This is a genomic window from Celeribacter naphthalenivorans (assembly GCF_020524585.1).
GTDB lineage: Bacteria > Pseudomonadota > Alphaproteobacteria > Rhodobacterales > Rhodobacteraceae > Celeribacter > Celeribacter naphthalenivorans.
In genome coordinates this window covers 262,689-285,469 of the sequence record NZ_JAIVLK010000008.1, presented here as the reverse complement: position 1 = coordinate 285,469, position 22,781 = coordinate 262,689, and the positions used below count along the sequence as shown (strand labels likewise).

The 22,781-nt window shown below is 61.0% G+C and carries 17 protein-coding genes; 13 read left to right on the top strand and 4 right to left on the bottom strand.

The annotated features are described in order from the left end of the window. The 11 genes from LC094_RS18195 to tssH all read left to right on the top strand — a co-directional run. Positions 1 to 3,430, top strand: a 3,430-nt coding sequence (locus tag LC094_RS18195) for a beta strand repeat-containing protein (protein ID WP_404815045.1), incomplete at its 5' end; no start/stop codon positions are given. A 293-nt stretch (positions 3,431 to 3,723) separates the two neighbouring features. Next, a complete protein-coding gene (locus tag LC094_RS18190; RefSeq protein WP_226554220.1) occupies positions 3,724 to 4,308 on the top strand; it encodes a DUF6931 family protein in 585 nt (194 codons plus the stop codon). A gap of 76 nt (positions 4,309 to 4,384) precedes the next feature. Beyond that, a complete protein-coding gene (gene tagH / locus LC094_RS18185) occupies positions 4,385 to 5,632 on the top strand; it encodes a type VI secretion system-associated FHA domain protein TagH (RefSeq protein ID WP_226554219.1) in 1,248 nt (415 codons plus the stop codon). 53 nt (positions 5,633 to 5,685) lie between these two features. After that, positions 5,686 to 7,230 carry a type VI secretion system ImpA family N-terminal domain-containing protein gene (locus LC094_RS18180; protein ID WP_226554218.1) on the top strand — a complete coding sequence of 515 codons (1,545 nt, stop codon included), beginning with the start codon at positions 5,686 to 5,688 and terminating at the stop codon, positions 7,228 to 7,230. Positions 7,231 to 7,326: 96 nt separating this feature from the next. Beyond that, positions 7,327 to 7,878 carry a type VI secretion system contractile sheath small subunit gene (tssB, locus tag LC094_RS18175; RefSeq protein ID WP_226554217.1) on the top strand — a complete coding sequence of 184 codons (552 nt, stop codon included), beginning with the start codon at positions 7,327 to 7,329 and terminating at the stop codon, positions 7,876 to 7,878. A 50-nt stretch (positions 7,879 to 7,928) separates the two neighbouring features. Next, positions 7,929 to 9,422, top strand: a complete 1,494-nt coding sequence (tssC, locus tag LC094_RS18170; RefSeq protein ID WP_226554216.1) for a type VI secretion system contractile sheath large subunit — start codon at positions 7,929 to 7,931, stop codon at positions 9,420 to 9,422. A 21-nt stretch (positions 9,423 to 9,443) separates the two neighbouring features. Further along, positions 9,444 to 9,929, top strand: coding sequence for an Hcp family type VI secretion system effector (locus LC094_RS18165; RefSeq protein ID WP_226554215.1), 486 nt, complete (start codon positions 9,444 to 9,446; stop codon positions 9,927 to 9,929). Positions 9,930 to 10,022: 93 nt separating this feature from the next. Next, on the top strand, positions 10,023 to 10,628 hold the full coding sequence (tssE, locus tag LC094_RS18160) for a type VI secretion system baseplate subunit TssE (protein ID WP_226554214.1): 606 nt from the start codon (positions 10,023 to 10,025) through the stop codon (positions 10,626 to 10,628). After that, positions 10,625 to 12,544: a type VI secretion system baseplate subunit TssF gene (gene tssF / locus LC094_RS18155; protein ID WP_226554213.1), complete on the top strand. Its 1,920-nt coding sequence runs from the start codon at positions 10,625 to 10,627 to the stop codon at positions 12,542 to 12,544. The genes tssE and tssF overlap by 4 nt, the downstream gene beginning before the upstream one ends. Next, positions 12,541 to 13,551, top strand: coding sequence for a type VI secretion system baseplate subunit TssG (gene tssG / locus LC094_RS18150; protein ID WP_226554212.1), 1,011 nt, complete (start codon positions 12,541 to 12,543; stop codon positions 13,549 to 13,551). The genes tssF and tssG overlap by 4 nt, the downstream gene beginning before the upstream one ends. A 41-nt stretch (positions 13,552 to 13,592) precedes the next feature. Then, the gene (gene tssH, locus LC094_RS18145; protein ID WP_226554211.1) at positions 13,593 to 16,232 is read left to right on the top strand and encodes a type VI secretion system ATPase TssH; all 2,640 of its coding nucleotides are present in this window, start codon (positions 13,593 to 13,595) and stop codon (positions 16,230 to 16,232) included. Positions 16,233 to 16,442: 210 nt separating this feature from the next. Here tssH and LC094_RS18140 read toward each other — a convergent pair whose 3' ends face one another. The 4 genes from LC094_RS18140 to LC094_RS18125 all read right to left on the bottom strand — a co-directional run bounded on the left by LC094_RS18140 (position 16,443) and on the right by LC094_RS18125 (position 21,191). Beyond that, positions 16,443 to 17,285, bottom strand: a complete 843-nt coding sequence (locus LC094_RS18140; RefSeq protein ID WP_226554210.1) for a hypothetical protein — start codon at positions 17,283 to 17,285, stop codon at positions 16,443 to 16,445. A 122-nt stretch (positions 17,286 to 17,407) separates the two neighbouring features. Then, positions 17,408 to 19,750 carry a peptidoglycan DD-metalloendopeptidase family protein gene (locus LC094_RS18135; RefSeq protein ID WP_226554209.1) on the bottom strand — a complete coding sequence of 781 codons (2,343 nt, stop codon included), beginning with the start codon at positions 19,748 to 19,750 and terminating at the stop codon, positions 17,408 to 17,410. Positions 19,751 to 19,759: 9 nt separating this feature from the next. Beyond that, a complete protein-coding gene (locus LC094_RS18130; RefSeq protein ID WP_226554208.1) occupies positions 19,760 to 20,515 on the bottom strand; it encodes a hypothetical protein in 756 nt (251 codons plus the stop codon). Positions 20,516 to 20,753: 238 nt separating this feature from the next. Beyond that, positions 20,754 to 21,191, bottom strand: coding sequence for a DUF1036 domain-containing protein (locus tag LC094_RS18125; RefSeq protein WP_226554207.1), 438 nt, complete (start codon positions 21,189 to 21,191; stop codon positions 20,754 to 20,756). Positions 21,192 to 21,379: 188 nt separating this feature from the next. Here LC094_RS18125 and LC094_RS18120 point away from each other — a divergent pair, with 188 nt between their 5' ends. Then, positions 21,380 to 21,931: a hypothetical protein gene (locus LC094_RS18120; RefSeq protein ID WP_226554206.1), complete on the top strand. Its 552-nt coding sequence runs from the start codon at positions 21,380 to 21,382 to the stop codon at positions 21,929 to 21,931. A gap of 207 nt (positions 21,932 to 22,138) precedes the next feature. Next, on the top strand, positions 22,139 to 22,774 hold the full coding sequence (locus LC094_RS18115; protein ID WP_226554205.1) for a MotA/TolQ/ExbB proton channel family protein: 636 nt from the start codon (positions 22,139 to 22,141) through the stop codon (positions 22,772 to 22,774). Positions 22,775 to 22,781 lie beyond the last annotated feature (7 nt).

Here is a 22,781-nt window from a genome sequence, read left to right as displayed (position 1 = left end):
GTCGAACTCCGGCACGGGATCGAGCAACGCGGGCACGGTCGGCGCGCTGGTCAACTCCGGCGGCACTTTCGACAACAGCGGGACCGTCACCGGCAGCACCTCGGTCTCGGGCGGCACGGTCACCTCTTCGGGCACTCTCACCGGCGGCGCGACTGTCACCGGCGGCGAGCTCAACATCACCGCAGGCACCTCCGGCGACATCGACAACCAGAGCGGCACACTCGACATCGACGGCGGCAACATTGGCGCGGTCACCAATGCCGACACGCTTGAGCTCGGCGGCGGCACTGTGGCCTCCCTCGACAACACCACGGGCAATGTCACCATGACCGGCGGTGAAATCACCGGCGATCTCGACAATGCCAACAACATGACGGTCGAAGGCGGCACCTTGTCCGGCAATGTCACCAACTCCGGCACGCTCAATGTTGCGGTTGATCAGACCGTGGGCGGCGATATCGACAACTCCGGCACCTTGGCTCTGACCACGGACGGCATCACGGTCGGCACCAGCGGCACATTGACGACGTCGGGCAATGTGACCACGGTCGGCACCGGTACGCTCTCGGCGGGCACCATCGTGATCGACAGCAGTGCGACGTTCAATGGTGGCACCGATCTGGACGGTTCGGTGGTGCTGGACGGAGCCATCGAGAACGCGGCCACGCTGTCCGTCTCCGGCGACATGACACTGACCGGCGATCTGACCAACACCGGGGGCTTGAGCTTTGATGCCATCCTGGACGCGGGCGGCAATGCGATCACCAACGATGGCGGCAGTTTTGACGTCAACGCGACGGGCGGGATCACCAATGGTGGCGCGCTGACCAACCAAAACGGCGGGGCCATGAGCTTTGCCGATGGCAGCACCAGCACCGTCGCCAGCACGACCAACACCGGCAGCGGCAGTGTGCTCACTGTCGATGGCACCCTCAATAGCGCGGGCGGGATCATCAACACCGCAGACGCCACTCTGACCGTCGGGGCGACCGGCGCGCTCACGGGCGATCTGACCAACAGCGCGACCTTCAATCTCAACGGCGGGTCTGTCGGCACGGTCAACAACGTCTCAGGCGGCACGATGACCGTCACCGGTGGAGGCAGTGTGAACGGCACGCTGACCAATGCCGATACGCTCGACATCACCTCCGGCACACTCACCGTCTCCGGCGGCAGCAGCAACAGCGGCACGGTCGACATCGCCAGCGGTGCGACTTTGGACTCCGATCTCGACAACAGCGGCGATGTGACCCTGACCGGCAGCATCGACGGCACTTTGACCAACCAGAACGGCGGCACTGTGACCGTGGACGGAGCTGGCTCGGCCATCACGGGCACAACGAGCAATGCGGGCGACCTTGTGATCGACGACGGTGCGGTTTTGACCGCAGGCGGCACGGTGACCAACCAGAGCGGCGGTTCCATCGCTCTGGCGGGCGATCTGGTTGGCAATCTGGTGAACGCAGCCGGCGGCACGATCGATACGACGGACGCAGAGGGCCAGATTGACGGCACGCTCACCTCGGCGGGCACGGTGACCGTGGACAGTGGCGAAACCCTAACCGTGACCGGGTTGACGACACTTCAGGACGGATCGCAAACCACGCTCAATGGCACGTATCTTGGCGACATCACCCTCGACAGCGGCGCAACGATGGATGTGGGGGCCAGCGCAGTGCTCGGCTCTGACACCGATCTGAGCACGATCCAGAACGGTGGCGACATGACGCTTGGCGGCGATGTTTACGGCGATCTGACTGTGCTGAGCAGCGGCACAGTGGTGGTCTACGACGATTTCATGCTGACCGGCACCCTGACGAACGCGGGCGATATGACGGTTGAGACCGATCAGACCATTTCGGCAGGCACCTCGGCTGAGATCACCAACTCAGGCACTCTGACGCTTTACAGTGGCAGCTCGATTGTCGATCTGGTCAACACCGCGGGAGGCACCACCGCTTTGGTCAATGAAACCAGCGGGGCCTCGAGCACAGCAACGATCGCATCGCTCGACAACTCCGGCACGCTGGATCTGGCCAACGGCGTCGACACCGATGTTCTCAACATCACCGGGGATGCGGAGATCAACGGCACGGTAGAAATGGATGTCGATCTCTCCGAAGGCTCATCCACCGGCGATCTTATCGCGGTCGGTGGTGATCTCTCCGGCTCGGTCGTTCTCAGCTTCAGCAACACCAGCGGTTCTTTGGGAACCATCGACGCAGGCGGGATCACGGTTCTGACCTATGGAGGCAGCTCCACGCTGACGATCACCGACACCAGCGGTCTGGAGACCTCCGGCGGTCTGGTTTACTCGCTCACCGATACCGGTGCAGGCAGCTATGTGATCGAAAGCTCGGTTTCTGACGGCGTCAGCGCCGTGGCCTCCTCGGTCGGCCTCATCCAGTCTCTCATCGGCTCCGTTGTCAACCGCCCGACCTCGGCCTTTGTCGCAGGTTTCAACCCCGGCGAAGACGAACCCTGCGGCTTTGGCAATTGGGCGCGTGCGACCGGGGGCAAGGCAGATGCCACCGGCAATTTCACCGACATCGGCACCGGGCGTGGCGGCGACAGTCCGATCAGCATGAGCTATTCCGGCTTGCAGGCGGGCGGTGATTTTTCCTGTTTTGGCGGATATTTCAACGGCTGGAACCTCTCGTTCGGCGGCATCGTCGGGGTGAACGAAGGCTCATCGCGAAACGACGTCTACAGCTTCAGTGCGCTCACCGGGACCTCAACGGATACAGTGCTCAGCCGGACCACGACGGATTTCAATCAAACCTATGTCGGCGGCTATGTCGTGGCGGAAAAGGACCGCTTCTTTGCGGATTTGCAATTCCGTCTGGAAGAAACCGAATTCACCTCGACCAACCGCGCAGTGTCGGGATCAAGCGGCACCGATCTCGGTCTGACGGATGCAGAATACGACAACTCCGGCCACACCATTTCGGGCTCCATGGGCTATGTGTTCCCGGACATCAACAAGAACGGGCTCAATCTGGTCACCGCGGCCGGGTTCTCCCTCACAAGCTCTGAAACCGACCCGATCAACTTCGATGACGGTTCCGTGCTGCAACTCGAAGATGGCGACACACAAATCGGCTTCATCAGCGGATCGCTGTCAAAAACCAAGGTCGCCACGGATCAGAAAAGCGCGGTGAACTATTTCAGCACGCTGACGCTCTATAACGACTTTGCCGATGATCGGCTGGCGACCTACACCGACAGCGTGGGCGACACGAGTGACATCTCGCTCGAAACGCTTGGTGCCTATGGCGAGCTGTCTCTGGGCGTGAACTACACGCGCCTTCTGGAGCCGGGGGATTTCGGCCCTGCGAAAATGATGAACGCCACCATCCGTCTCGACGGGCGCAAAGGCGAAAACCTCGACAGCTGGGGCATCACCGGGCAGTTCCGGATTCAATTTTGATCTGACATGCTTAATCTGACATGGCCCGTTTCGGCGGGCCGTGTCGCTTCAAAAAAAACACTGACTTGGTCTGCGGATGAACACGACCACCTCATTTCGGAAACTTGGGGCTTTGCCCCCGGAACAGTTTGACACCGTGCCCCCGGACGGTATTCGATTGACGAGATGAACGATGCAGCCCGAGACCGGACACCGGAACAACACTACACCGGATCAACAACATACCGGGCAAAACCAGATCGAACACCACAACACGGCGCAGGACAGACAGGCGTGAAGACAGGGAAACCATGATGGATAGTGAACTCGACAGCGAACACACCATGCCCCCAAAACGCAGCTTGCGGATCGACAGCCCGCAAGCCCTTTACCGCAGCATGCCGGAAGTGGGGATTTTCACCAAGCACCGCCCGAACGAGCACGAGGATGCGCTTGGCTATCTCGAACGGCTGCGCAGCTCGACCACGCCGGAAGATGCGGTGACCTATGCCGCCTTCGCCGCCGAGCCGAAAATGGCGATCTCATGGGGCGTCGATTGCGTGCGGATGAACCAGCCCAATCTCTCCCCCGAAGACAGCCATCTCGCCAATGCGGTGCTGCAATGGCTCGAATATCCCGGCCATGAGACCCGCTGGCATGCGATGCAAAGCGCGCTTTTCGCCCCCCGGCGCACCCCCCTCGTCTATCTTGGTCTCGCGGTCGGCTGGTCCGGTGGCCCCATGGCGCCGAACGATCCTTTGGCTGTCCCCCTCTGGCGGACCCCGAAAGCGGTGAATGCGGCGGTTTTGTCGTCGATTGCCACGCTGGGGCTCGACCATCGCTCCGTGAGCCTTGCCCGCGTCCTCGATCTCGCGGCAGGATTGTTCAGAATCTATTAAACGCCACATCTCATAAACGCCATGTCCGAGAGGTGCCCCTCCTCGGAACGGACAGGCCCAACACTTTGAAGACCCTATGCAAAGCCTGACATTGCGCATTGAAAACCACGCCACTCTGCCAAACGGGGGGCCGGTCTCCCTGACCCTGTCGGGCGGCACGGCGCAGGTCGGGCGCAAGTCCGGCATGGATTGGGTCTTGCCCGATGCCTCGCGTCACATCTCCTCGCACCATTTCGATGTGAGCTTTCGCGATGGCCGCTATTACATCACGGATGTCTCCACCAACGGCACCTTCCTGCATGGCGAACGCTATCGGCTCGACAGCGCGCATGAAGTGCAGGACGGCGATCGTTACACGGTCGGGCAATATATCATCCGCGCCACACTCGGCGCCGGGGCGGCCGCTGGCCTGCCAGACGGGCTGCAAACCCCGATGACAGGCCCAGCCTCCGGCGCCCCGCATGGCGTCTCTGTGCCGCCCTATCAGGCCGAACTCGACGATTGGGCCGATCTGATGCCGCAAACCCCGGCGCATCATCATCCCTCCGGTCCGGGAGGCCCGCCGCCGATCCCGTCACCCGGCCAGATGCCGCCGCCAGCGCAGGCCCCGGATATGCGTCCGGATATGGGATATGCGCCCTACGCGCCCGAGCCCGCCTTCCCCGAGACGCCCCCCGCGCCACAGCCCTTTTACGGCCAGCCTGCCCCGCCCCCTGTTCCTGACATCCCGTCGCAACCACCCAACGGCCAGGCCGCGCAGGACCGCTTCCTCGCCGCCTTCCTCGAAGGCGCCGGGGTGCCGCCGCAGACCGTGCCCGACATTCCACCAGAGGCGCTTGGCCATATGCTCGGCCAATGCGTCCGCATGTGTACCGACGACTTCATGAAAATGCTGACGGATCGCGCGGCGGTAAAGATGTTCTTTTCCAAGGAAGAGCGCACCATGCTCAACGCTGCGGGCAACAATCCGATGAAATTCATGCCGGACCGTGACGCCGCCTTTGCCGCCATGTTCGTAACTCCGCGCGATGGCTATATGACCGGGCCCGACAGTTTCGCCAACGCGCTGACCGACATTCGCCAGCATCAGGCCGCCGTGGTCGCAGCCCTTCAACCGGCGCTGGCGGATATGCTCGACGGGCTGTCCCCCGACGAGATCGAGGCCTCGACCGAAGGCGGACGGTTGGGCGGCAAATCCAAGAAGTTCTGGGAAGAATTCGTGCAGCGTTGGGACGACAAGGCCGCCCGCGGTGAAAACGGCATGTTGGATTCATTTATAGACGCCTTTTCAAAGCATTATGCCGATGCGTTGCGTCGGATGTGACGGCATGGCATGAACACAAAGAACGCGAGTCAGGGTATGAGGGAGATCGGTAGATGAGTCTGGATTGGGTGAGCAAACCGCTGACCGGCGACAGCCCGGCAGGCCCCGACCTCTGGGAGGCCGACGACGCAGAATACGGTGATTACTACTTTTCCGCCCTCGACCGGATCGACATCACCTATGTCAAACCGGGGATGGACAGTGCCACCGTCTTCGACCCGGCGGATGTGGATCTAAAGAGCGAACTCTCAAGCATCGACGCGCTTTTGCAACGCAGCCGCGACTTGCGGCTTTTGTCGCTTCGGGCACGTTGGGCGATCCTCGCCGGAAAACTCGCCCCCTGCGTCGAAAGCGTCGAGGCGATGGCGGATCTGATGGCCGAGATGCCCGAACATGTACTGCCGACGCTCGCAGATGGCCCGGCGGACCGGCTCGAGGCCTTCAACGATCTGAGCCATCAGGAAACCATGCTGCAACCGCTGCGGCACCTGAATTTGGCGAACACGCCCACCACCTACCGGCTTGTCACCGTCGCCCGCGGCGAGATGACGGCACGCGAGGACGAACAGGACGTCGACTTGGGCGCCTTGATGCGCGAATTGAGTTACGCAAAGGAAGAAACCCACCAAGACCGGCTGCTTTTGAAGCGGTTCCGCAATGCTCTGCATCGGATCAACGGCGCCATCACCAGCGGGCCGAAACCGCAATTCGCACCGCTCGACAGCCTTCTGTCGGACATTCTGGCGCTGCTCGACGCCGCCGTCCCGGATCAGGCCCCGGCACAGGTCACTCAGCCCCCTGAGACGCCAGAAACAAACGCGGTTTCTGCGCCCGAGGCCACCGCAACAGCGGCGCCAACAATGGTCCCCGCGCCCCCGCAGACCGAGATCAAATCGCAACAGGAGGCCGCCGCCCGTCTGCGCGCGGTTGAGCAATATTTCCGCCATTTCGAACCCTCTTCGGCGGCGCTCCTTCTGGTGACGCAATCCCGCATGCTCTTGGGCAAATCGCTCATCGAAGCCTTCGAGGTGTTGATGCCTGACACCGCCGCCCGCGCCGCGATCAATTTTGCCGAGGACAGCGGGTTTCGCCTGAGCCATGGCCATTTGCGAGCGCTGTCCGATCAGGCCATGAGTGTCACGACACCGCCTCCCGTTGCAGTTGCCCCCGAGCCCGAGACCGCCGTCGAGCCCGCCCCTGCGCCGGAACCGGCGCCAGAGCCGGAAGGTCCGCGCAAACTGTCGATCGACGAAATCCTCGGCATGCACGAATCGGGAAGCGCCGCACCGAAACCTGCGCCCGCCGCGTCTGAGCCCAAACCTGAGCTGAAATCCGCGCAAACCGCTCCGGTCGCGACGGGGAAAGTTCCCGCATTCGTTCCCCTTGACCCGGAGGATGAAGATGCCCTGATGGCCGAAGCTGCGCGCTTCCCGGTGCTCACCTCGCAAGAGGCTCAAACAGAGCTGTTGTCTATAGAGAGCTATTTTAGGGCCGTAGAGCGCTCTTCTCCCATTCCGATGTTGCTTTCAAAGGCCCGTTCTTACATCGGAAAAGACTTCGAAACCTTGATGCGCGAACTTATTCCTAGACAACCCTGACGTGAAAGCTTCATGAAGTTCTGGCAATTATGCCATTGACATATCAGCCTTTCCCGGGTCTCAATCCCCGGTAGAAAGTTTTGGAGGAAGTGATTTATGGCCTCAGATACGGGCAGCGGACACATTCGACGTAATCGTCCACCACGGGTGCATATCGCCTACACGGATCCGATCGACTCTCAGAAGGAAGTCGAGCTTCCTTTCGTGATGGGTGTGATGAGCGACCTGTCTGGGAACACGCCCGGCGTTGAGAAGGCCCCTGTGGATCAGCGCGAATTCGAAAAAGTGACGAATTCCACACTCGACAGCTACATGGAGAAAAAGATCCAGCCGGGTCTGAGCATGATGGTCGACAACAAGCTGAAGGACGGCGAAGGTCAGAAACTCGGCGTGTCGCTTCGGTTCAACTCGATGGACGATTTCGAACCGGCGCAGATCGCGAAACAGGTGCCTGCGCTCAACGAGCTTCTGGAAGCGCGTCAACAATTGGCCGATCTTTTGCTCTACATGACGTCGAAACCGAAGGCGCAGGAGCAGATCAAGGAATTGCTGAACGATCCGGAACGTCTCAAGGTGCTCGCCGCTCAGGCCAAGGCGGAAGCCGACGCCAAGCGCGCAGCCGAAGAAACGAATACCGCCGAAGAGTGATAATTGCATGCGGCCATTCCGGCGCCGCATTTTTACAGGGAGCGTGACAATTGGCAGAAGAAGCCCAGGTCGCATCGGGAGAAGCAAAGTCCGCGCTGAGCGAACTTGAAGATTTCTCCGCCATTCTGAAACAGACGATCAACCCGACGACAGAGGTGGCTGAAAAAGCCATCGACAACGCGCTGGCCACCGTGGTTCAGACGGCCGTTGCCGAACAGACCATCGTCGACGATGACGTGATCGACACGTTGCAGGCGATGATCGCCGGGCTCGACCAACAGTTGAGCGCGCAGGTCAATGAGATCCTGCATGCCGAAGAGTTTCAGAAACTCGAAAGCTCTTGGCGCGGTCTGGCCTATACGGTCAACAATTCGGAAACCGGTGCCTCGCTTCAGGTCGAGGTGATGAATGCCTCCAAGTCCGAACTGGCGTCGATGATGAAACGCTACCCGGGCGCCAAATGGGATCGCTCGCCGCTCTATCGCCAAATCTACGAGCGCAAGATCGGCACGCTGGGCGGTGCGCCTATCGGTGCCATCGTGGGCGACTATTATTTCGATCACTCCTCTGCCGACGTCGCCTTGTTGAGCTCGGTCTCCAAGATCGCCGAAGCCGCACTGGCTCCGTTCATCGCCTCCGCAGGTCCGCGTTTGCTGGGCCTCGAGAGCTGGAACGACATCGCCAATCCGCCGGATGTCGAAGATCTGTTCACGGCCTCTGACTATGCTGGCTGGAATTCTCTGCGCGAGAGCGAAAACGCCCGTTTCCTCGGTCTCACCCTGCCCCGCGTTCTGGCCCGCGAACCCTATGGTCCGGACAGCACCATGACCGTCGAAGAGTTCAACTTCGTCGAGGACACGGACGGCCACAAGGGCGAGAAATACTCCTGGATGAACGCGGCCCACGCCATGGCTGTGAACATCAACCGGGCGTTCAAGGAATACGGCTGGACCGTCCGCATCCGCGGCGTTCAGTCCGGCGGCGAAGTGACCAAGCTGCCGACACATCATTTCGACACCGGCGCTGGCGAGACCGATCTCAAATGCCCGACCGAAGTGTCGATCGACGACCGTCGCGAAGGCGAGTTGTCGAAAGTGGGCCTTCTGGGGCTCATTCACCGTCAAAACAGTGACAAGGCCGTCTTCCTCGGCGGTCAGTCGCTGTACAAGCCGAAGAAATACGTGGACCCGCAGGCGACCGCATCGGACAACATGTCCTCGCGCCTGCCCTACATGTTCGCGATTTCTCGCTTTAGCCATTATCTGAAGGCAATGATCCGAGATCAGATCGGTTCGTCGGCAGATAAGGATCAAATCCGGAAAAACCTGCAAAGCTGGATTGATCAATATGTGACGCTCAACCCGGAAAATGCCGATGAGCGCGAAAAGGCGAAGAAACCTCTGGCTGCCGCCAGGGTTGACGTGGTCGAGGACGAACTCAATCCCGGATATTATATGGGCAAGTTCTTCCTCAAACCGCACTTCCAGATGGAGGGAATGGACATTGGGATGAGCCTCGTGTCCAAAATCCCGCCAGCTAAGTAATGATTAACTAAGGAACTTAATATGGCTGTCGATATCTTTCTCATTCTCGACAAAATTAAAGGCGAATCCGTGGATGCAGTGCACGCGGGCTCGATCGATGTGACCGCATGGTCCTGGGGTATGTCCCAGTCCGGCACCACCCACCTCGGCCCGGGCGGCGGCTCCGGCAAGGTCAACGTGCAGGATTTGACCGTGACCAAATATGTCGACATGGCGACGCATGAACTTCTGAAGTCCTGTGCCTCCGGTCTGCATATCGCGGAAGGTGAACTCATCGTTCGCAAAGCTGGCAGCACGCCGCTTGAGTATTTCAAAATCAAGATGACCGACATCATCATTTCGTCCTACACCACCGGCGGCTCCGGCGATGGTATGGACCGTGTGATGGAAACCGTGACCCTGAACTTCGCCAAGTACGAAGTGGTTTACGCGTCTCAAAAAGCCGATGGCTCCAAAGGTCCGGAAGGCACCGCGGGCTTCGACATCGCGAAAAACGAAGCGGTTTAATCCCCTTTGTGCGAATAGTGTCATGCGCTGCCCTTCGCGGGTGGCGCATCGACCTTTTAATGACGACAATCCCGTTTTGTAGAGCGCCCGCCCTTGACCTCCGCCCCATCTTCATCCCGGCGGCAACAGTCGCGCCAGATCCATGACCGGTCGCGCATCGCGCTGATTGATGTGTTTCGGCTCGCCTTCGAGGAAAAGGACGCTCACGCCTCTCATGTGGTGCACCGCGAAAGGGATAACGTCACCCTGACCTCCGAACTCTCTCAACGCTCCAACGCCCGCCGTCTCGGCGTCGACGAGGAGACTTTGCGCGCGCATGTGCGTGACCACCTTTCCACCCTGATGAACACCATTCGCCTCGACGCCACGGTCGACCTGTCCGACACGCCCCATGTGTCGCGCTCCGTGGTGAATTACGGCTTTCAAGACCTGTCCAACATGTCGCGAAAAGACCTGATCGCGCCCTATATTTCCCGCTCGATCAAGCAATCCCTGCTCGATCACGAGCCCCGCCTCGTCAAGCAGTCGCTCAACGTCAAGGTGGAAGCCATCGAAGGCGACGCCCGGCAACGGATCGCCGTCTTCGTGAGTGCCGATCTGATCGCAGACCCGGCCGACATTGCCATCGACTTTCAGGCCGATGTCGATCTCGGCGCGGGCAAATGCATGGTCGATAAACCGAAACGTGCCGCCACATGAAGGACGCATTCAAGATAGCCTACGAGCGCGAGCTGGCGCTTCTCAAGGAACGCGCCGCGGCCTTTGCCCTCGAAAATCCGGGGCTTGCGGAGCGTCTTGGCGGATTGCTCGAAGAGAACCTCGATCCGTCTATTGCCGGGCTGTTGGAAGGCAGCGCCTTCATGGCCGCCCGCGTTCAGCTCAATATCGATCAGCAATTCCGCACGTTCAGCCGCGAGTTGCTTGAACAGCTCTTCCCCGACGCCACGGCGCCCCTGCCCTCCGCGATGATGGTCCGCGCCGCAGTGCCCGGCAAACCCGGCGATGTGGCTGAAGGCCGCGAGCTCCCCGTTGGCGCCTATATCGACAGCTCTTTCAGCCAGGCCGAACGCCGCACCACGTGCCGCTACCGATTGGCCGAACCGCTCACGCTTTGGCCTTTCGCGATCCCGGACGCGACCTATCACAGCTCCGCCACGCCGCTGAACGCGCTTGGCTGCGACACGCCCTCGGGGGATCAGAACAGCATAGCACGCACCGAGGCCGGTCTGGTGTTCACCCTCAAACGGGGCGACGGTGGCCCGCTCGAAGAGCTGACCTGTGACAGCCTGCCGATCCATTTCACTGGCGCGATGCGCGAAGCCATGGCGCTTTACGAACAGGTGTTCAGCCAGCTCACCCGCATCACCCTGCGTTGGGAAGATCGCAATGGCGACCCGGTGCTGCGCCGCCTGCCGCCCGAGGTGCTGGCCCAGGTCGGTTTCGGCGGCCCCGGACTGTTCGGCCACGACGAGTTGCTGTTCCCCGGCATCTCCACGCTGTTGGAATATTACGCCTTCCCGCGCAAATTCCTCGGCATGATCTTCACCGACCTGTCGCGCCATCTCCGGGGCATCAAAAGCCACTCGGTTCAGGTGATTTTCGAATTCTCCGCCGTGAACAGCCATCTGAGCACACGGTTTTCCGAGGCGGACCTTGGCCTCTATTGCGCCCCTGCGGTCAACCTTTTTGAAGACGATGCCCAGCCGATCACGCTCAACAACCGCCATCATCGCTACCCGGTGACACCGAACCGCACGCCTGTGATGAACTACGAGGTGCACCGCGTGCTGGGCGTGCGAGCGCAATACGAGGGCAATCGCGAACGCGTTGACGTGCTGCCGCTCTATGCCTTGCCAAAGGGCCATTCGACCACGCGCCAGACGCTTTATTACACGTTGGAACGGGACAGACGTCGCCTGACCAGCGAAGAGCTCCGCGCGGGCGGGGTACGTTATCGCTATGAGGGCACCGAGACCTGGATCACGCTCTATCAGCCGCCCGAACAGGACGAAGCCAACCTTCTGTTCCTGCGGACACTTTGCTCGAACCGGCATTTGCCAGAAATCCTGCCGATTGCGGATGCTACCTTTCAGCTGCTCGAGGATCGCAGCGTGCATCTCAAACCCGTGGCGGCACCGACCAAACCGCGTGAGGCGGCGAGTGAGCTGGACCGCGAGGCCGGGCATCGCAACCACGCGGGCGACAATTACTGGCGCCTCATCTCGCTTTTGAACCTCAGCCAGCGCGGCTTTACCGGTCGCGACGGCAGCGGCAATATCGAGGCGCTGCGCGAGGTTTTGCGGCTGTTCAGCGATGTCTCCGATCAGGTCACGCAGGCCCATATCAACGCGGTCCACGCGATGAATGTCCGCCCGATCACCCGCACGCTGCGCCGCCCCGACGGTTATCACAGCGCACGCGGCATCGAAATTCGTCTGACGCTGGATGAAACGGTGATCGACAGCGGCGGGATGATCACGCTCTCGGCCATTCTGGATCGCTTCTTCGCCGATTACGCCGCCGTCAACAGCTTTACCCAGCTCACACTTCTGGACCGCACCGGCAAGTTGCACAAAACTTGGCCGCCCCGCTCCGGATCGGGGCCGCTTCTGTGAGTGAGAAGACGGAAAAGGCCCGCGCGGAGCGGCGCAAGGGGTGGGGCTTTCTCACGCTCATGCGTCATCTGGAGCGGCGAGCGGGCAAGAAACCCCGCGTCGGCGAGAACCTTCGCCTGCGCGACGAGATTGCCGATCTGGGACAGGACCCGTTCCAGCATTTCCCCGACAGCGATCTCTCTGACGTCGATCTCGCTGCCAATCCGCCAGTGGTCCGCCCGCGTTTTCTCGGCCTCTTTGGCCCCTTCGGTCCGATGCCCTCCGCGATCACCCGCGAGGCGGCCCATTGGCAGGCCAACGGCGATGCGTCTTTCGTGCGCTTCGCCGACATGCTCACCGCGCGCTTCCAACAGCTCTTTTACCGAAGCTGGTCGGACGCCCGCGCCATCACCCAGTTCGACCACCCCACAGGCGGGCGCTTTCCCGATCAGCTCCGGGCCTTTACCGGCGATGCTGGCCTGCCGCATCGCGACCGGGGCGCCGTCGACGATACGGTGCGCGTGCGCTACACCGCGCTCACCATGGGCCGGGTCAAAAGCCCGATCAAGCTGCGCGAATTGCTCAAGGCGCATTTCAATCTCCCGGTGCGGGTCGAGGAATTTGTCGCAAGCTGGCTGCCCTTTGCGCCCGAAGACCTCTCGCATCTGGGGCAACAGGGCATGACATTGGGTCAGAACATGCGGGCCGGACGCCGGGCGCGGTCGCTGGGCGAGACGCTGACGCTGCATCTCGACTGCCGCGACATGACACAGTTCAAGGGGTTTCTGCCCGGTCGACCGCAGGCGCGCGAGCTTCAGGATCTCGTGGCGGGGTATCTCGGGCCGTTCTTCGACGTCAACGTGGCACTCTGGCTGCCGAAAGGCGCGATTGCGCCAGCACAATTGGGCCAGAGCATGGAGCTTGGCTGGATGAGTGCGCTGCCGCAGGGCGTGCAACCGACATCAAAAATTACGGATGGCAACCGGGTACAGGTCTGCCGGTTCCGGATCACACAGGACATGACGTAAGGGCCCAAATGGCCCGAAAAGAGTAATAGGAACAAGATATTATGGCTGCGGAAATTCAGGTCGAAACCTATGCGGGCAAGCTCAATCGCACGGGGTATGACGCGTTTATCAAGGCGATGCGACAGGCGCGCGGCGAAGGCCATCGGCACGTCGACCTGCTGCATTGGCTCTACCATGTGGTCTCCGATCCAAAGAGCGACATCTCGGTGATGATCGGCGAGTTTGGTCTCGACCGGGCGCGAGTTCTGACCGATCTGACCAATGCGCTCGGAAAGCTCGACAAGAACGTCACCGAAATGCCGGTGGTCTCCGAGATCATGAGCGCGACGCTCAACAACGGCTGGGTTTACGCCACGCTGTTGTTTGGCGAGGCACAAATCCGCACCGGGCACGCGCTTGTCGCGATCCTGTCCCATGGCGAACGCAAACGTGTGTTGCAACGGCTCTCGCCGGAGCTGGGCGATCTCTCGCCCGAGCGTGTGGTGAGCGAAGGCCCGCGGGCGTGGTCGGCCTCGGACGAGGAAAACCTGCAACCGATGGACGGCTCGTCGATCGGCGCTGGCGGCACCTCAACGGAGGGCACCGAAGGCCCCGGCTCCTCCACCGCCCTTGGCCGCTTTGCCAAGGACATGACAGCGGCGGCGGACAGTATGGATCAGATCGTGGGCCGCGATGACGAGATTCGCCAGATCGTCGATGTGCTTTTGCGCCGTCGTCAAAACAACCCGATCCTCACCGGTGAGGCGGGCGTCGGCAAGACCGCCGTGGTCGAAGGCTTTGCCCAGAGGCTCGCCAAGGGCGATGTGCCCGACAAGCTCAAGGGCACCAAGCTTTTCGAGCTGGACATCCAGTCGATGCAGGCAGGCGCCTCGATGAAAGGCGAATTCGAGCAGCGGCTCAAATCCGTGATCGACGAGGTGCAAAACTCGCCGACCCCGATCATCCTCTTCATCGACGAGGCGCATACGCTGATCGGGGCGGGCGGAAACGCCGGCACGGGCGACGCCGCCAACCTGTTGAAACCGGCCTTGGCACGCGGCACGTTGCGCACCATCGCCGCGACCACATGGTCCGAATATCGCAATTATTTCGAGAAAGACCCGGCGCTGACCCGCCGCTTCCAGCCGGTGAATGTGGACGAGCCGGATGTGGCGCGCTGTACCTATATGCTGCGCGGCATCCTCGGCCCGATGGAGGCGCACCACGGCGTGCGGATCTCCGATGAAGCAATCGTCGCCGCCGTCTCGCTGTCGCATCGCTACATCCCGGCGCGGCAATTGCCGGACAAGGCGGTGTCGCTTCTGGACACCGCCTGCGCGCGGGTTGCGGTGTCGCAGGCCGCCCTGCCCGCCCGGATCGCCGATATGCGCGAAAAACTGCGCGAGCTTGAGGCAGAGATCGCCTCGAAAACCGCCGAGCGCGAATTGGGCCAAACGGACGAAGAGCGCATCCTCGAGGCCGCCGAAGAGAAACAGAAGATCGCCGACGAGCTGGTCGGGATCGAAGCCGCCTATGAGGCGGAAAAGGCGCTGGTCGACAGCATCCTCGAACTGCGCGCCAGCCTTGGCACAGACGAGGCCGAAGACATCGATCCGGCGGACATCCGCGCCGATCTGGCCGCCAAGCTCGCGGAACTCGAAGGTGCCAACCCGGACGAGCGCATGGTCTACGCCCATGTCGATGCGCAATCCGTGGCCTCGGTGATTTCCGACTGGACCGGCATTCCGGCAGGCCGGATGGTGCAGGACGAACTGGAGGCGGTTCTGACGCTGGCGGACCGGTTGAAAGAACGTGTGATCGGCCAAGACCACGGGCTTCAGACCATCGCCAAACGGATTGAGACCTCGCGCGCAGGCCTTGCCAATCCGGAAAAACCCATCGGTGTTTTCATGCTCTGCGGCCCCTCGGGCGTTGGTAAAACCGAAACCGCTCTGGCACTGGCCGAGTCGCTTTACGGTGGCGAGCAGAACATCATCACCATCAACATGTCCGAATTCCAAGAGGCCCATTCCGTCTCGCTCCTGAAAGGCGCGCCTCCAGGCTATGTCGGCTATGGTGAGGGCGGGCGCCTGACCGAAGCGGTGCGGCGCAAACCCTATTCCGTGGTGCTTTTAGACGAGATCGAAAAGGCCCATCCGGACATCCACGAGCTGTTCTTCCAGGTCTTCGACAAGGGCATCATGGAGGATGGCAACGGTCGCCCGATCAACTTCAAGAACACGCTGATCCTGTTGACCTCGAATGTCGGCACCGAGGTGATCATGGAGATGGCCGAGGACGGCAACACCAAGCCGAACGTGGACGAATTGTCTGCTGCGCTGAAACCATTCCAGCTCGATGTCTTCCCGCCCGCGCTTTTGGGCCGGATCGTGTCGATCCCCTATTTCCCGCTGGGCAAAGAGGCGCTTGCGGACATCACCCGGTTGAAACTCCGCTCTGTCGCCAAACGCCTCAAAGCCTCGCACAATGCCGAACTGGTCTATGGCGCGGATGTGATGGATTACATCACCGAGCAATGCCGCGACCCCGACAGCGGCGGGCGGATGATCGACAATATCATCACCAACTCCATCCTGCCGGAACTGTCGCGCCATGTGTTGGAGCGCATGGTCTCGGGCGAGGAATTTGCGACGGTGAATGTGACCCGGACGGAAGATGCCTTTGAGTATGAATTTTCCTAAAGCGTTTTTAGTTTAATCTGAATCAGATTGAGCGAAAAACGTTACCACACTGTATTGATGTTGCTGCGTTTCTCAAAAATTGAGTGCCTCAAGTTTTTTGAGAAACGCTTTAAGGCGTGAAAGCCAAAGCGATACCCCAGAGTGACAAAAACCCCCGCATCGCGGGGGTTTTATACCATCAGGGCCACCTCAGCGCAGGTGAAAGGCCCATTACGCCAGATTGTTTTCCGCCAGACATTGCTGAAGCATCGCTTCGAGCGTGCGAAGCTGGGTTTTCAACTCGGCGAATTTGCGACGGAACTGAAGTTTCAGCGTGAAAGTACGGGTGTCGATGGAAACCTTCTCGTCGAAATAGGCATCCATGCTCTTGTTCAGGTTCTGATCGTAGGTCTGAAGCGCCACAAGCCCCTTCACCCCGTTCATCACTTTGCCAAGCCCCGCGCCCCATGACGCATCGCCCTCTTCGGCGGCTTTGGCAATCAGATCGGCGGTGCCGATGATCTGGTCACGCGCATAGCCCATGGCCATATTCTGGGTCTCGGACTGCGCCTGTTGCGGTCCGTTGACCGCAATCTCGCCCGCCCCCACAAAAGAGCCACCGATGAATTTCCCGGCCTGCCCCGCCGCCGAGTTGGTCGGAAGCGCAGACACACCGGTTTTCGCCATGCTGGTCAAAGCCTGCGACGCCGATTTCTGCCCGGCGTGCCATTCCGCCGCCGTGCCGGAAATCTGGATCGCGTTCACCCCTTGCGAGGCCACGGTCGCCGCCTGTTTCATACCGACGATTTCAAGCACATTGGCCCCCACGTCGAGAAAAGCGACACAGCTGTCTTTGATGATCGAGGCCCAGAAAATACCTTTGTTGCCAAGGCTTTGCTGATCTAGCGCGCGCAATTGTGCTTCGAAATGCTGTTCTGCGGCAGAGATCGTGCGCTGAAGATTGGCAATTTTCGATGAAATATCACTACAGGACTGCGGCCGCAGGACGTTTCCGGCATGATTGATCTGACGCGCGACCGGGGTCGCTCCAGGTTGAACACTGGCACCTGACATATTGAGAATCCTACTGGTAAAAATTTGTTTTTATAGAGGAGGTTATCTACCCCCATGTCAACAGGCCACGCACCTTTCGGTAGTCCTTAAATCCGGTTGAGCGAAACTTTGCACATCCGGCCTCACAAGCGATTCAAAAGTCCGTCCACCGCCGACACATAGCGCTTGGTTTCCGCGGTCAGAGGCACAGAGGGCGTCGCGGCCTGTGCGACCACCAGCCCAACGCCCGAGACGTTCATTTTACGGTCCGCCCAAGCGGCCATTTGCGACACGCTCCAGCCGGTCAGGAACGGATTTGCCCGCACCACGGCAGAGCCCATCACATCAAGCACGGGGGCATCCGGGTTCTGCGCCGCCGCTTTTAGTGCCACATCGGCCCCTGCCGGTCCAAGGAAGTGCGCCAGATAAAGCCGCCCCGGCGTGATGACATGGCCGCGCGCCCGCAGATAGGCCTCATTCTCCCGCGCCAGATTGGTCACCATTTCCCGGCTCAGCGCCGGATCGAAACGCAGCTCCAAAAGAGCGGTGCGATCGAGGCTGCGCACCAGATCGGGGCGATAGGTGTTCATCATCCTGATCCAAGTGCCGTCGATAAATTGCCCAAGCCCAGTGGCCGAGGAGCGCGCGTTCTGGGCCCGCGCATTGCCGGCACTTTCGACCCGGATGATACGGTTGACCAAGGCCTCCACGGCTTGCGACCCATGGCTGCTTCCGGTCGGATCGATGGGCGCTCCGTTCAGCCGGATTTCGAAGTGCAAATGCGGCCCGGTCGAGCGCCCGGTGGTGCCGACATAACCGATCAGAGCGCCCGCCTGTACCTCATCCCCCACCTTCACCCCATCGGCGAAGGCGTTGAGGTGGGCATAGCGGCTCTCATATCCATTCGCATGTTTGAGGCTGACAATATTGCCATAGGCGCCGGAAAATTCCGCCCGGATCAACGTGCCTGCAGCGGCGGCATGGACCGGTGTGCCCACCGGCGCGCCCCAATCCAGCCCGTTGTGACTGACGGTTTTTTTCAGGATCGGATGGAAGCGCGGCCCAAACCCGGAGGTCTTGGTGCCCGCAACCGGCACGATGAAACCGGGCAAAAGCCCGCCACCGCCGCCATAGGCCGGGCCTTGCGGTTTCGAAGGATCGAAACAGGCATAGGGGGCATCCTCACGCGGGCCACGCGTCACGTAGCATTTCAAATCAAGCTCAGGCCCGGTGAGCGCGGCAAAGGCGATGCGCCCCGCCGGAAGGTCCGCGCCATCCTCGGCGTAGAGGATGCGAATGCGGTCCTTTTCATCGACGATCTGATCGAGATCCTGCACCCGCGCCAGCATCACAAGCAATTCGCCGACAAGATCGGAAGGCATCTGATGGCGCAGGGTCAGCGAATAAATCGCATCTTTCAGACGCAGCTGGCCTTCGGTGCCGCGCGCCGCCAATGCGCGGTTGGCCAGCGAGCGCAGGTCTCTGGAAAACCACGGATCGGCGCCCGAGACAAAGCGGCCCGGACGCGGCTGTACCAGCGTCATGAGATAGCCGTCCGGCCCGTAGATCGACATTTGCAACAGCCGCGCCTCGTAGCGCGTGTCATCGACACGCATCGCGACCAGACTACGGGCGGGCAACTCCGTAAGCTGCTCAATCGCCAGCCCCGCCGCCTCTGCTTCGCGGGACAGGGCCGCGAGGACGCGGTCGATCTCCGTCTCGGTGAGCTTCTGCGCCGTCAAGATGTCGGTGAGCTTGCGCGGCTCCGGCACATCTTCGAGCGCCTCGCGAAACAGCGACTGGCGCTCAGGGGACGGGGTGCTCAAGGCCGAGGTCGTGGTGTTTTCGATCACCGTCTCGATATAGCGCACCTCCTGCGCCTCCACCGTGCCGCTGTCGCCGATGACCTCGCCCCAACTGCCGCGCCCGTCCTCGACATCCACCTCGGTGCCGGCGGAAACCTCTTCGGGCAGGCCGACATCGACGGAAACCTGTTGTCCCCCAAGCGCGATGCCATCGGAGCGGCGGGCGTTAAAAGCGGCCAGATCGGCGCTGGAGGAGGGAATGGAAAGCTGCACCCTCTGGGTGCTGTCAAACAACGCGTCCTCAAGCAGATCGAACTGCCGCCCCGCCGGAAACCGTCCGGGTTCAAGCGACACCCCGGCCACCAGACGGCGCTCGCCAAGATTGGCGTTGCCTTCGGGCAGGGTCAGGATCATCGGCGCGCCGCGGATGTTCAGAAACGCCTCGGCCCCGGCTGCAACGATTTGCACCGCTCCATCAGCGGTTTCGCCCATCTGCACCAGAACCGGCTCCTCCGCGTCTGGCGCAGGCCCGGCACCGGGCCGCAGGACAATCACCGCAATCCCACCCAGCAGGGCAACCCCGCCAAGCCCCGCAGCGATCCGGCGCATCAACCGGCCGCGTCGCCGCCGGGCAGCCTGGCGTCCACTGCCTTTGAAATTCGGATCGACCTCGATTTTCATCCAAACGCCTTAGCGGAACATGCCGACACCGCCGCCGGAAATCGACGGCCCGGAGCCACCGGAGCTGCTGCCTGACGTGCCGCCCGAGTTCCCGGAAGAGCCCGAAGACCCGCCTGTCTCAGGCCGGCTGCCGCTGCTGGAGGGACGGTTGCTGCGCGTGCTGGTCTGCGCCGCCACGACACAGGTGGTGTCGCCGCCCAACACGATGCTTCGGAACAGCTCGACCGTGGCGGTCGATCCAAGACCGTTGGCGCTGACCCCGCTGGTGCGAAAATACTCCGTCGCCGCGCGCCGCGAGCCAGCCCCCCAGTCGCCATCGATCGACGAGCGGTAACAATTCATCCGCTGCAATTCCTCTTGCAGCGCCACGGCAACCCCGTTCACCGGCGGATCGATATGGCCCTGGCTCACCAGCGCACGAAACATCTCCGGATCGGAGGTTCGAAGCGCATTGCGGCTCTCGACGTCATTATAGGGAAAGGCAAATTGCGCCACGGTTTCCGGCATCAACCGCTCGATCCCATAGCTTTCCTCCGTCCCGGAGGCCACGCGCCCGAGGATGATCGACGGGGCGGGAAATCCGGCGCGCGGCGCGATGGCCTCGCCCCTTTGCGCCTCTGGCACAGTCGTGAAACGGATCAGCCGGGGCAGCTCTGCAGCAGGTTCATAAGCGACCACCAACGGCGCCTCTCCGGGCGCCGGATCGAAGGTGATCGGACGCGCATCGAAACTCTGGGCGTACAGACCGGAGCCAAATGTCAACAAAAGGGCGCTGCTCAGAAAACGCCACCCGACCAAGCGCGCAGTCCGGGCACATCCTGTGACACTTCCGTTTTCTTCGGACTTTTGCACCGCCGTCCCTCTTCACGCCTGGAATAGATTACATTTCAAATACCGCCCCACGATAGGCGAAAGGCCTCGGGGGCGGCAAGCCCAGAGCCCAGAAAACGCGCGAAATATACCGCGTTTGTGACCGGGCGATTATCCGGCAGTTATCGGACTGTTATCGGGTCTGGATGTAGAAGGTCCAGCGCTCGGAGCGGCGTGTGTCGACTTCGAAAAACGGGGCGCTGAGATAGCCGCGCACCAGACAATCCTCATGCCCTCGAATGCGAAACTCGCCCGGATCGAGACACATCTCCGTCGTGCCCGAAACCATCGTCTTGTTGAACACGTCACGGGCGTAAAGATAGACAAAGCGCGAGGTCAGATCGTCCTCGATCACATCCGCGCATTGGTTCGGCCCGATGGTCCACCAGCCAGAGGTTTCCCAAGCGTCATAATCCCACTGCCCGATGGCAAGATTGACCACATCGAAGGTCTGGTTACAGACCTGAAAACGCGCTTCGGCGGGGCTGACGAGCCAGACGGCGGCCATCGCGCCCCAGAACCAGGGGGCAGCCGGGCCAGAGGAACCAATCCTGCCTCTCACATGCGACATATCCGCCACGCGACCTTCTCATCAAACCAAGCGTTTTCAATACTATGCCTATAACATACGGCAAACTTCGTGCAACAAAGCCTCGTATTCGCCAGACGGGCAAGGACAATGGTGGCGTTGCGCGGAAAAATCTGAAAGGATCAGATTCATCTTATGCTTTCTGTCATTAATTGTGCTAAACTGATCTCATGAAACAGCGTATTTTGCTCTTCTTTGGTGCCACCAGCCTATCCGTCGCCTGTGCGTTTGGCCTGTCTTACAGCCACTGTTTGATCAGCGGATCGGGAACCGCATCCTGTGTCGACGAGCCCACGTCACTCGCCCGTCTGAATTCTGACGTGATGACCGCCGACATGCCACAAAGCCCTGTTTTTCAGGTCCCCCCTGTTGTTCAGGCCCCTGTAGATCGCGCGGACCTTGTCGAACCACCTGTGCCTCATGCGCGTTCAGCGTCGCTGGATAGAGCGCCGCATACAGCTACGACACCCACAGTTGCCGCGCCCGCCTCCATCGAGGCAGAGACCGCGCTGAAAACAGAGATCGAGACGCAGAGAATCAGTGAGACGCAAGAGGCGCAGCCCGGCATGGACGTGCTTTACAGCACCGCCCCTTTCACCTCCCCCGCGCAACCGCGGCTCTCCACCATGTCGCCAGTGATCGCCCCCTACAGCGAAACCGCATTTATCGGTCCATTCGAGGAAGAAGCGGTGCCCAATTATCTGATTGGCGTCTATCGCTGAACATCGCCCCTGCGACCGTTCAAACGTCAGGATCAAAAAGCCAGCCGACCCTATTGACTCCTCCCCCTTGAGCACCGCAACTACAGGCGGTGTTTTTGTTTCGGGGGACTCTGCGTCGTTTTCTACCACAATGTATTCATGTATTTTTTTCAGCTTTTGCGCCCGTAATCGCACCCTTCCCTCCCATCTCGCGTTCAGAGGTCGCTCATGAGTTTCAGCATTTTCCAAATCGTCGCTGTCACGATCTACATCGCCCTCGCGGCCCTGTCCTTTTTCACTGTCAGTGTGGCGATTTACAAATTCACGCAATTCGCCCGCATGGGGGTCGGCAAACGCAAGGCGGCCGAGAAAATCCTCGACGATTGGCTCTCAGGAAAAGTGGACAGCGCCGTGCAAGCCGCGTCGAAACGCGACTCGATTCTGGCGCGCGTGTTGCAAGCCGCCTTCTCCGGCGTGCGGGCCCGCCCAAGCGATCTGACCTATGCCGAGGAACTGTCGCGCCAGACCGCGATCATCGAACTGGCGCGGATGAGCGAACGTATGCGCTCGCTCGATATGGTAGTGCAAGCGGCGCCCATGCTTGGGCTTTTGGGCACGGTCATCGGCATGATCGACGCCTTTAGCGTTCTGTCCCAGACCAATGGCGCCGTGGACCCGACACAGCTCGCCTCAGGGATTTATGTCGCGCTGTCGACCACCGCCGCCGGTCTCGCCATTGCTCTCGTCGCCTTCTTCGTCGCAACCTGGTTCGAAAGCCGGATCGACCGCGAGCGCAACATGATGGAAGCGCTGATGTCCGCCTCCATCCACGGCCGCGTCGATCCCAAAGCCAAGGCCGCCTGAGTTCGGA